Source organism: Pyrinomonas methylaliphatogenes (genome assembly GCF_000820845.2).
GTDB classification, from domain to species: domain Bacteria; phylum Acidobacteriota; class Blastocatellia; order Pyrinomonadales; family Pyrinomonadaceae; genus Pyrinomonas; species Pyrinomonas methylaliphatogenes.
The window spans coordinates 114,716-125,495 of sequence record NZ_CBXV010000003.1; the positions used below are offsets into that span (position 1 = coordinate 114,716).

The following is a 10,780-nucleotide window of genomic DNA, read 5'->3' on the forward strand; positions in this document are numbered from 1 at the left end:
ATGCGACTCTTGGAACGCTACGTGTTGGCGAACCTAGCGCCATATACGGCGTTGGGAGCTTTACTATTGACCGGAGCGTTGCTCGGGCAGCAGATAGGTCGGCTAGCAGATGCTGGCGGAACGATCGGTATGAGGGTGCTTGTCGAAGTTCTGCCGAGCATTTTGGTCTTTGCCTTGCCGACGGGGGCGCTAGTAGGGACGCTTACCGGATATGCGAAGATGAGCTGCGACAGTGAGATCACCGCGCTCCGCGCCGCTGGGGTGAGCACGTGGCGGATCATCGCTCCGGCTGTGCTTTGGGGAGGGACGATAAGCCTTTTCACGTTGTGGCTCAATCTGGAAGCCGCGCCGAGCGCAGTAAGGCGGCTTCACGAGACGCTCGCCGCTGTTGCACTGGAGAGGGTCAATTCACCAGCGGAGCCGCGTTCCTTTAATGCGGAGCTTCCCGGCAAAGTGTTATATGTTCGTGACGGTCGGGCGGGGCAATGGGGCAGGATCTTCATCCGCTCGCAGGAGAGGGATGGCACGATACGGCTCATCACGGCGCGGGCCGGGCGGGTGGATCTTTCGGGAGACGATGCCGAGCTGGTTTTAAGCGATGCGGTGGTTACGACGCTGCCGCGCGATTGGGGAGACGGGAAGGGACCGTATACAGTAGAGCGTTCGGCACAGTTGCGGGTTAAGCTAGACACAGGACGGGCGGCATTGATGCGCGCGCTCGGTGAGGAGAGGATCTCATATGAGGAGATGTCTCTTGGCGAGCTGCGCTTGGCAAGCAGGGGCGAAGCCGCGACGATCTTTCATAAGCGATTGGCTTTGGGGATAGCGCCGCTGGTTTGCGCTATTTTTGGAGGAGCCGTAGGGCTGCGCGTGCGGCGCGGCGGGCGCGGGGTTGGCATCTTCCTCGCGCTCGTGGCGATGCTCTTCTACTATCTTCTGACGCTGATCGGAGAGCAGCTGGGACGGAGCGGACAACTCCCTCCGGCGGTGGGAGGGTGGTTAGCAACCGGGGTTGCTGTTATTTGCAGCCTGCTGCTTCTTGGGAGGGGTAGATTGTGGAACGTGCCGTGGCCTTCTGGGCGGTGGGTATATCCTCGGAGGGGCAGCGCATCCACGCGCTCCTTGAGCTTCGGGTTGCTCGACCGCGTGATCTTACGCTCGCTGGCGACAGGTTTTGTCGGTTCGGCGCTCGGTCTAACCGGCTTTTTCCTGATCTTCACGCTTTTCGAGATGTGGCGCTTTGCCACGGATGAGGGGAGAAGGCGAATACTTTGGGAATACCTGCTCTTTCTGTGGCCTTTCTCGGCTTACGTTCTGGCGCCGCTGGCGGTCCTCGTCGCCGCCATCGTCACTTATGGGCTAATGGCCCGGCGCAACGAGACCGTAGCTTGGTGGGCAACCGGTCAGAGCACGTATCGCTTAATGGCTCCGGGGCTCTGCTTTGCGGGGCTTATCGGGCTCTTCTTATGGTTGGCGCAGGAAGGGCCTTTGCCGCGCTTGAATCGGCGACAGGACATGCTCCGAGCGCAGCTTCGGGGTGTGGCGCGCGCGGCGCAACCGACGGGGCGGGCTTGGCTTGCCTCCTTCGATACGAGGCGGATCTATTCTTACGACGAATATCGCGACGGGAGACTCGCTGCGCCGGAGATCTACTTCTTCGATGATGAGGGAGTCCATTTGGATGCGGTTCTGAGCGGCGATTGGGCGCGCTATGAGGGTGGGGGGAGGTGGGTGGTCGACAGGGCACGGCTGTTGCGCGATGAGCAGGTCAGAGTGGCGGAGCAGGCGGCGTTTCGGGGGGAGGAGGCGGACGTCTTTAAACAAGTGCTTAATAAGCCTGCTTTATTAAGCAGCAGGGAGTTAAGCGAAGCGATCCGCGTCCTCGAGCGGCGGGGCGACCGTCCGCCGCTCGCCCCGCTCCTCGTCGCCCGCCAAAGCAAGCGCGCCGCGCCCGTAGCCCCCCTTGTGATGTGTCTCGTCGCCATCCCGCTTGCGCTCGCCTTTGGGCGGCGCAGCGCGCTGATCCCACTTGCCGGCGCCATCTTGATAGGCCTCTGCTTCTGGGCGGTGACGAGCCTCTTTCAACTGCTGGGTGAGCAGCAGTTGCTCCCGCCCGCGGTGGCCGGTTGGGCCCCCACAGCCCTCTTCACTGCCGCTGGCTTGTATATGCTCGCGCGGGCAAGGACCTAGGCGGTGCCAGCTTCCCAGCTTGACAGGTATTCGATCTGCTCCGGCGTCAAGCGATCGATCTCTATCCCCAGCGAGCGCAGTTTGAGGCTGGCGATCTCAGTATCGACCTCTGCGGGCAGCGTGTGAACCCCTGGGGAGAGCTCCCCTTTGTGTTTGACTAGATATTCGACGGCGAGCGCTTGGTTTGCGAAGCTCATATCCATTACGCTTGCCGGATGCCCCTCGGCGGCGGCCAGGTTGATGAGTCTCCCCTCGCCGAGGACGATGATTCGCCGCCCGTTCGCCCGTAGTCTGTATTCTTCAACGAACGGGCGCACCGTGATCGGATCGGATTCGGCCAATTCGCGCAAGGCGCGGAGGTTTATCTCCACATCGAAGTGTCCGCTATTGCAGACGACCGCGCCATCCTTCATTCGGGCGAAATGTTCGCGATCTATTACGTGACGGTTGCCTGTGACCGTGATAAACACGTCGCCGCAAGAGGCCGCCTCGATCATCGGCATCACGCGAAAGCCATCCATCACGGCCTCTACCGCTTTGATCGGGTTGACCTCTGTGATGATGACGTTGGCCCCCATTCCCCGCGCTCGCATGGCCACGCCCTTGCCACACCATCCGTAACCGGCGATGACCACCGTCCGACCGGCGAGTAAAATATTTGTTGCACGGATGATCCCATCGAGCGTCGATTGGCCCGTGCCGTATCGGTTATCGAAGAGGTGTTTGGTCTGTGCGTTGTTGACGGCGATGGCGGGGAAGGTCAGCACGCCGGTCCTCTCCATCGCTTTCAGTCTTATGATCCCGGTCGTTGTCTCCTCGGTCGTTCCGATCACCTCTCCGATCTGCGCGCGGCGCTCCTTGACGAGCGTAGCGACGACGTCCGATCCGTCGTCGATGATGATCTGCGGCCTGTGGTCGAGGGCTATGTGGACATGGTTACGATAGGTTTCGGTCGACTCTCCCTTGATCGCATAAACGCTTACTCCCCACTCCGCAACCAGAGCGGCTGCGACGTCGTCTTGGGTCGAGAGAGGATTCGAAGCGATCAGGACCGTTTCTGCTCCGCCCGCCTGCAGCGTCCTGACGAGATTGGCCGTCTCGGTCGTGACGTGCGCGCAGGCGGCGATGCGCAGTCCGGCAAGCGGTTTTTCGTCCGCGAACCTTTCGCGCACGAGGCGCAGGACGGGCATCTCTCTGTCGGCCCAATCTATTCGCTGGCGTCCATGGGGTGCTAAGCTGAGATCTTTAACCTCGTATCCCTTCATAAACCTCCTTTCGTTGAGAAAAATCAGGGAATTTCAATTATATGCCAGCTGCGGATCTCAGCGCCGTGGCGCGATCGGTTCGCTCCCAGCTGAATTCGTTGCGCCCGAAATGGCCGTAGCTAGCCGTGCGGCGGTATATTGGCCTGCGCAGATCCAGTTCTTCGATGATCTCGCGCGGCGTCAAGCGGAAGTGTTCGCGCACTATCTCTGAGAGCCTCTCGTCTGAAATGAGCCCTGTCCCTTGCGTGTCGACCAGTACGGAAACGGGGTCGGCGACTCCTATGGCATAGGCGAGTTGTATTAGGCAGCGGCTGGCTAGCCCCGCAGCTACGATGTTCTTAGCGATATATCTGGCCATATATGCTGCCGAGCGATCGACCTTCGTCGGATCCTTGCCGGAGAAGGCCCCCCCGCCGTGCGGGGCGTACCCACCATAGGTGTCGACGATGATTTTGCGACCGGTTAGCCCCGCATCGCCTTGCGGCCCCCCGATGACGAATCGTCCAGTGGGGTTTACGTAGTATTTCGTTTCTCGGTCGAGAAGCTCTGGCGGAACCGTTCGGCGTATAACCTTTTCGATGATCTCGGCGCGCAGTTGTTCTTGAGGGATTTGCGGGTCGTGCTGGGTCGAAATGACGACCGTCTCGATGCGGTGGGGGCGACCATCTCTGTACTCGACCGTTACCTGTGATTTTCCGTCCGGGCGGAGAAAGGCAAGTTCCCCGGTTTTGCGAGCTTCGGCGAGTCGTGCTGCCAGCTTGTGCGCGAGCTGAATCGGGAGGGGCATCAATTCTGGGGTTTCGTCGCAGGCGAAACCGAACATGAGCCCTTGGTCGCCCGCGCCGCCGGTATCGACCCCCATGGCGATGTCGGGTGACTGACGGTCGATCGTCGTGATTACACTGCATGTGTCGCAGTCGAATCCGTATTTGGCTCGCGTGTATCCTATTTCGCGGATAGTCTCCCGCGCGATCCGTGCGAAATCTATGCGCGCTTGGGTTGTGATCTCGCCGGCGATGACGACCAAACCGGTCGTGACGAGTGTCTCGCAAGCGACGCGTCCTTCCGGGTCTTCGCTTAGTACGGCATCCAGCACAGCATCGGAGATCTGATCGGCGATCTTGTCTGGGTGACCTTCGGTAACCGATTCGGAGGTGAATAGTCGGCGTGCTCTCAAACCTCGGAGTCTCTCCTTAACTTATTTGATTTTGAAAGAGTTGCGTACTCTAGCAGGTGGGTGCGATGATGTCAAGGCCCGTAGTCTAGATTGCCCGTAGTCTAGATTCGCGATTCGCCGGGCTGACGGGCACATAAGATCTATGCTGACGGGCACATAAGATCTATGCTGACGGGCACATAAGATCTATTATCAGACGCAATCCATCTCCGTCTCGCAGAACCTTAATGACCAGCGATCTGACCTTGTAGACCTGGAATCCGAACACAAGAGAGTCTTCTCCTTTGCCCCCGCGCTTGACGTCAAGCGCGGGGCTCGCCTAAGCTTTCGGCGCTATGGTTAAGATCGAAAACCTCGCTCGCGCGAAACTCCCACGCTCGACCGTAGAGCGCATCGAGACGATCTTACGCCACATGCCACGGGAACATCTGCGCGGCATCGAGCGTATACGTTTGGTCGACCGCATCGCCGACCCGCGCTGGAGCAAGCTGCCTGGTTTGTACCATCCGCGCCAAGGCGCACAGCCGGCTTGGCTTGAGATCGCCATCGATCAACTCCTGCCGCGTGATCAACCCTTCTGGAAGAGGATCCTTCCCCGTCTCGCCTTCAAGAACAATCTCGCGGCCACTGTCATTTCGCTCATCGGGCAACACTACTATCTGACGCTGCGCCACTCGGTCAAACGCCATCAGCTCGAACCGGCCATCCGCCGCTATACGGAAGAGCATCTGCGCGCGCTGCATGAGCGCGAGCATCGCTTGCGCGCCCGGCTCTTCAAACCTTTGCAACCGGTGCTCGAAAGATGGGCGCGGGCGCTCGCTCGCCGCGCCAAACAGACCGAACGGCGCGCCGCCTCCTAACGACCATCGAGCGCGGCCAGAGCCGCTTCGAGCGCACGCCGCACCTCGCTCGGCTCAACCTGTGCCCGGCGAAATCTGACCTCGACGCGATACTCGCCATCGGCCGCCTGATGCCGGAAAGTATAGGGTGCGGCGCGCTTGCTCGCCGCACCGCTCGCCCGCCGCGCCGCGCGCGCCTCGTCACGCGTCATCCCCCGGCGTATGATCTCGTCGACCATGCGCCGCATCGCTTCCTCGTCCGGCTGCCGCACGATCTGCAACAGGAGCGATTTCGAAGTGATGTCGGCGCGCCGACATCGCTCCCGAATCTCCGGCGGCAACGTCGCGATCGAGAGCGCCTCGGTCACCGTGCTCCGGCTCTTCCCCACCTTGCGCGCAATCTCTTCGTGGGTATACCCGAACCGCTCGCTCAAGGCGAGAAGACCATCCGCCTCCTCCCACGGCGTCAAATCCTTCCGCTGTAGATTCTCGATGAGCGCGATCTCCGCCACCGCACGGTCGTCGACCTCAAGCTCGATACACGGAACCTCGCGCAATCCCGCCTCCCGCGCCGCGCGCCACCGCCGCTCCCCCGCGATGATCATCCAGTAGCCGGGCCGTTCGTTCGATGGCCGCACCAACAGCGGCTCTAATATCCCCTTCTCCCGTACAGAGGCGATCAGCTCCGTCAAATCGCCGATCTCGACGCGCGGTTGGTCGGGATTCGGGTAGAGACGATCAACCGCAATCAGCCGCCCCACGGGCACCGGACCGCGCCCGGCTAGCTCCTCGACATAGTGCGCATCGCGACGCAACCCCACCCCGGCAGGCAATCCTCTCCTAGACACGCTCGATCACCTCGTCACACAGTTTCGCGTACTCGCTCGCGCCAGATGACTGCGGCGCAAACGTGAAGATCGATTCCTTATAGGCCGGCGACTCCTCCAACCGCACGCTCTTGGTGATCACCGTCTCGAAGACCTTGTCCCCAAAGACGCGCTTGATCTGCTCGTATACATCGCGCGCAAGCGTCGTCCGCCGATCATGCAGCGTCACGAGCACGCCCAAAAGCCGCAGGTTCGGGTTCGGGCGCGCCTTGACCTTCTCGATCGTCTCCAGCAGATCATCCGTCCCCTCAAGCGCAAAATAGGATGACTGAATCGGAATTAGAACGTGCGTCGCCGCCACCAGCGCGTTGACCGTAATCAAACCCAGCGTCGGCGGCGTGTCGATCAGAATGAAATCATAGCTCGCCCGCACCCCCTCCAAGCGGTCCTTCAACCGAAAGGGCGCATCGAAATCGCCAACCAACTTCGCCTCCAACTTCGCCAGGTTGATCCGCGCCGGGACCATCTCCAAACCGTCGACCGGCGTCCGGTAAATGTATGGGGAGTAGTCAGCCTGTCCGTCCATCAGAAGCTCATAGGCCGATGGCCCCAACTCGCGTGGATCGAGAAACGATAGTGAGCTGTTCGCCTGCGGATCCATATCGAACAGCAAAGTGCGAAACCCGCGCCGCGCTAACGCCGCCGCCAAGTTGATCGCCGTCGTCGTCTTCCCAACCCCGCCCTTCTGGTTGGCGATGGCGATCACCGCCCGCGCTCTTCTCTGCTCCCCGCTCTGCATCGCCCCTTACATCGGAAGATCGCCCGTCTCACCGATCACGTCCGGCCATTCCTCATCCTCCGCGCTCTCTTCGCCCGCCGGACGCTCCTCGACCGCACCGCGCGACTGCTTGATCACCTCTTCGTCAACGAAGATCGGACAATCGGCCCGCAGCGCTAAAGCGATCGCGTCGCTCGGGCGCGCGTCTAACATCAACAGCTCCCCTTCGCGCGTGCGCATCTCGATGACGGCAAAGAAGGTGTTATCCCGCAACTCCGTCACCACGACGCGCTCGACCCGCGCCCCAAACTCGAGGATCAAATTGCGTAATAGATCGTGCGTCATCGGGCGCGGCGGAGCCACCTTCTCGATCTCCAACGCGATCGCGTTCGCCTCACACGCCCCCACCCAGATCGGCAACATCGTGTCGCTGTGCACGTCCTTGAGGATGATGATCGGCGTGCCGCTGTTCGGATCCATCATCAACCCGCGGATCTTCACCTCTATCTCCATAACGCCCTCACCTCATCATGCGACTAATTCGCCCCTTAGACTGTGCTCCTTCGCCTCGGTGATGCGCACCCGAACCACACGGCCGATCAGCTCGGGCCCGCCGGCGAAATTGACGACCTTGTTGCAGGTCGAATGACCAGTCAAATCTACCAAAGATTTAGCGCTTCGACCTTCAACCAATACCTTAAGTTCGCGCCCGATGTACCCGCGATATATGCGCCGCTGGATCTCCCGCTGCACCTCCTCCAAACGCAAGAAGCGCTCGCGCTTCTCCTCGGGCGAAACATCATCGGCTAAAGCCGCCGCGCGCGTCCCCGGGCGCACAGAATATTTGAAGATGTAGAGCCCATCGAACTCGCACTCGCGCACCAAACTCACCGTATCCTCGAACTCCTCGCGCGTCTCGCCGGGAAAACCGACGATGATGTCGCTCGTCAAAGCGATGCGCCGCCGCGCGCGTTTGATCGCCTCGACCCGCGCCATGTAATCGGCCCGCGTGTATCCGCGCCGCATCATCCGCAACACGCGATCGTTCCCGGATTGTACGGGCAGATGCACCCAGTCGCAGAGGTTCTCGTGCTCGTCGATCGCCGCGACGATATCCGGATGGAAATCGCGCGGAAACGAGGTCGTAAACTTGATCCGCTCCATCCCCGTGGCCGCCACCGCACGCAACAGGCGCGCAAAAGGCGTCGCTCCCGGGAAAGCCTCCAACCCGGCACGCTCGCTCTCGGTGCGCGGGCGATAGCTGTTGACGTTCTGCCCAAGTAGATGCACCTCTTGATAGCCAAGCGCGCGCAATTGCTCGACCTCGGCGAGGATCTCGCGCGCCGGACGGCTCTTCTCGCGCCCGCGCGAGAAGGGCACGATACAGTAAGAGCAGAACTTGTTACAGCCTTCGATGATCGGCACAAACGCGACATACGGCGAATGGCGCTCGGCTGGCGAGACATCCCAAACCTCCCCCTCGCGCCGCTCGCCGAGATCTATCGCCCGCCGCTCGCCGCCCCGTATGCGCTCGAGAAGCGCTGGCAGCCGATCGGTCGCGCGTGTGCCGACGACTAATCGCACCCCTTCTTCAAAGAGCGCCTCGCCCTCTAACTGCGCCACACACCCCATGACGCCGATCAGCGGGCGCCGCCGCGCGCGCCGTACCTCGCCGATGCGCGTAAAGACCTTCTGCGCAGCCTTCTCGCGCACCGAACAGGTGTTGAAGAGCACCACGTCGGCCTCCTCTTCCCTGTCCGTCAGCTCATAGCCGGCAGCCCGCAACCGCGTCGCGGCGCGCTCCGTATCGGCCACATTCATCTGACAACCAAACGTTTCGATGTAGACTCGCTTCATCGCCCTAAAATATCCTTCTCCGCCCTCCGCTGCCTAGCGGGAAAGGGTAGAGTAGACTCGCCTCATCGCCCTAAAGTATAGCAGAAAGCGTCAACGTCTGCGCGCTTCTTCCAGCATCCAACGCGCCGTCGCGTGAGCTTCCGCGATATCCTCCGCCCCGATCAAACGCGCAAGCTCCCCGATGCGCTCCTCCCAACCCAATCTGCGCACGGCGACCTCGGTCCTTCCACCACGCACGCGCTTGGCGACGACGAAATGGTGATCGGCAAAACGCGCGATCGCCGCCTGATGCGTCACGCACAGAATCTGCTGCCGAGTCGCCAGCTCGCGCAGACGCTGGCCCACCGCTTCGGCGACCCGCCCGCCAATCCCCGCGTCGATCTCATCGAAGACGAGCGTTCCAGAACCCGCAGCGCAACATACGGTCAACAAAGCCAGCATCAGACGCGAGAGCTCGCCGCCGGAAGCGACCTCCCCCAGCGCGCGCGCCGGCTCGCCCGGATTGGCGGCGAGCAGGAATTCCGCGCGATCCGCTCCGAACGCCGAATAATACCCCTCTGCCCCAGGCTCGGCCGTTCGCAGCTCGACTTGAAACCGCGCGTGCTCCATCGCCAGCGCGCCGAGTTCGCGGGCGACGCGCTGGGCTAAGCGCGGCGCCGCGCCGCGCCGCGTCGCGCTCAACTGCGCAGCGGCCTCAGCATAACGCGCCTCTACCGCCTCCAACTCGCGCTGTAGATCTTCTCGCCTTCGGTCCGTTTCGATGAGCGATGCGCGCCTTTGTCGAAGCTGCGCGGCAACCTCTGCGAGCTCGTCGAGCGACACCCCGTGACGTCGCTTCAACCGCTCGAGCGATGCCAAGCGCTCCTCGAGCGCCGCCAAACGTTCCGGCGAGAAATCGAGCGCCGCCAATCTGTCGCGAATCGTCTCGGCAGCCTCCGCGATCAGAGCCGATGCCTGCTCCAGGTCACCTAAAACGGCGGCCAAACGCGCGTCCAAGTGGCGCACGCGCTCCAGCCGCCGCCGCGCCGCCCCAAGCAGCGCCAACGCGCTGCGATCCCCCTCGTAAAGCTCAAGATAGGTCTCCGCCCCGAGCGTTTGTAGTTCCTCGGCGGCGACAAGCAGAGCGCGCTCCGCTTCAAGTTCCCGCTCCTCGCCAGCGCGCGGCGCGACCCGCTCTATCTCGGCCAGTTGGAACTCTATGAACTCCCGCTCGCGTTCACGCTCCCGCCGATCCCGCTCCAGATCATCCAAAGCCTGTCGGATCTCGCGCCGTCGCGTATATAAAGAGGCGATCGCGCGACGTAGATCATCGCTGTCGGCAAAGGCGTCCAATAGCTCCGTATGCGTGCGCAGCGATTGTAAGGTCTGCTGCTCGCCCTGCCCATAGATCTCGGCGAGCAGCGGTTGCAGACGACGAACGAGCGCCAGCGAAGCGCTCTGCCCATTGATCAAGACCCGACTGCGACCGCCTGCCTGGATCTCGCGTCTGATGAGTAATTCATCATCCCATTCGATCTGCTCCTCGGCGAGCGCGCGAGCGATCGCCTCAGATTCGCTTACGGCGAAAACCCCTTCGACGACCGCCAGCCGGGCTCCGGCGCGCACGACGCCCGTTTCGGCCCGCCCGCCGAGCAGTAAGCCGAGCGCATCGACGATGATCGATTTTCCAGCGCCCGTCTCACCCGTCAGGAGATTGAGTCCGTCGCCGAGCTTGAGCTCGAGGTCGCGGATGATCGCGAAGTCGGCGATGTGAAGGGACTTTAACATGAAAGGTTCCGTTAATTGAGAATTTACATTTAAACCCTTACTTCAAGATCCCTTTGCGACTCCCCGAGTCGATCCTTCAC

At 61.7% G+C, this 10,780-nt stretch carries 9 protein-coding genes; 2 read left to right on the forward strand and 7 right to left on the reverse strand.

The features are described from left to right. Nucleotides 1–2,190, forward strand: coding sequence for an LptF/LptG family permease (locus tag PYK22_RS03990; RefSeq protein WP_041974694.1), 2,190 nt, complete (start codon nucleotides 1–3; stop codon nucleotides 2,188–2,190). Here PYK22_RS03990 and ahcY read toward each other — a convergent pair. Together ahcY and metK are read right to left on the reverse strand one after the other, a co-directional pair. Further along, nucleotides 2,187–3,455, reverse strand: coding sequence for an adenosylhomocysteinase (ahcY, locus tag PYK22_RS03995; RefSeq protein ID WP_041974696.1), 1,269 nt, complete (start codon nucleotides 3,453–3,455; stop codon nucleotides 2,187–2,189). The two genes, PYK22_RS03990 and ahcY, sit on opposite strands and share 4 nt — an antisense overlap. Before the next feature lie 37 nt (nucleotides 3,456–3,492). Continuing rightward, complete coding sequence (gene metK / locus PYK22_RS04000) at nucleotides 3,493–4,632, reverse strand: methionine adenosyltransferase (protein ID WP_041974698.1); 1,140 nt, start codon at nucleotides 4,630–4,632, stop codon at nucleotides 3,493–3,495. A 335-nt stretch (nucleotides 4,633–4,967) separates the two neighbouring features. On the opposite strand from metK, the gene PYK22_RS04005 reads away from it, so the two are divergent. Beyond that, nucleotides 4,968–5,492, forward strand: a complete 525-nt coding sequence (locus PYK22_RS04005; protein ID WP_041974700.1) for a hypothetical protein — start codon at nucleotides 4,968–4,970, stop codon at nucleotides 5,490–5,492. On the opposite strand, the gene PYK22_RS04010 is transcribed toward PYK22_RS04005, so the two are convergent. The 5 genes from PYK22_RS04010 to recN form a co-directional block, all read right to left on the reverse strand. Continuing rightward, complete coding sequence (locus PYK22_RS04010) at nucleotides 5,489–6,319, reverse strand: ParB/RepB/Spo0J family partition protein (protein ID WP_083437589.1); 831 nt, start codon at nucleotides 6,317–6,319, stop codon at nucleotides 5,489–5,491. The two genes, PYK22_RS04005 and PYK22_RS04010, sit on opposite strands and share 4 nt — an antisense overlap. Further along, nucleotides 6,312–7,097 (reverse strand): ParA family protein, encoded by a 786-nt coding sequence (locus PYK22_RS04015; protein WP_041974702.1) that lies wholly within the window; start codon nucleotides 7,095–7,097, stop codon nucleotides 6,312–6,314. Before PYK22_RS04015 ends, PYK22_RS04010 begins: the two co-directional genes overlap by 8 nt. Before the next feature lie 6 nt (nucleotides 7,098–7,103). Continuing rightward, the gene (locus PYK22_RS04020; protein ID WP_041974704.1) at nucleotides 7,104–7,589 is read right to left on the reverse strand and encodes a bifunctional nuclease family protein; all 486 of its coding nucleotides are present in this window, start codon (nucleotides 7,587–7,589) and stop codon (nucleotides 7,104–7,106) included. Nucleotides 7,590–7,604: 15 nt separating this feature from the next. Beyond that, nucleotides 7,605–8,933 (reverse strand): tRNA (N6-isopentenyl adenosine(37)-C2)-methylthiotransferase MiaB, encoded by a 1,329-nt coding sequence (gene miaB / locus PYK22_RS04025; RefSeq protein WP_041974706.1) that lies wholly within the window; start codon nucleotides 8,931–8,933, stop codon nucleotides 7,605–7,607. Nucleotides 8,934–9,023: 90 nt separating this feature from the next. After that, nucleotides 9,024–10,700, reverse strand: a complete 1,677-nt coding sequence (gene recN, locus PYK22_RS04030) for a DNA repair protein RecN (RefSeq protein ID WP_041974708.1) — start codon at nucleotides 10,698–10,700, stop codon at nucleotides 9,024–9,026. Nucleotides 10,701–10,780 lie beyond the last annotated feature (80 nt).

Coding starts and splice junctions, on each gene's coding strand:
- PYK22_RS03990 (WP_041974694.1), top strand. CDS start 1: ATGCGACTCTTGGAACGCTACGTGTTGGCGAACCTAGCGCCATATACG.
- ahcY (WP_041974696.1), bottom strand. CDS start 3,455: ATGAAGGGATACGAGGTTAAAGATCTCAGCTTAGCACCCCATGGACGC.
- PYK22_RS04005 (WP_041974700.1), top strand. CDS start 4,968: ATGGTTAAGATCGAAAACCTCGCTCGCGCGAAACTCCCACGCTCGACC.
- PYK22_RS04015 (WP_041974702.1), bottom strand. CDS start 7,097: ATGCAGAGCGGGGAGCAGAGAAGAGCGCGGGCGGTGATCGCCATCGCC.
- PYK22_RS04020 (WP_041974704.1), bottom strand. CDS start 7,589: ATGGAGATAGAGGTGAAGATCCGCGGGTTGATGATGGATCCGAACAGC.
- miaB (WP_041974706.1), bottom strand. CDS start 8,933: ATGAAGCGAGTCTACATCGAAACGTTTGGTTGTCAGATGAATGTGGCC.
- recN (WP_041974708.1), bottom strand. CDS start 10,700: ATGTTAAAGTCCCTTCACATCGCCGACTTCGCGATCATCCGCGACCTC.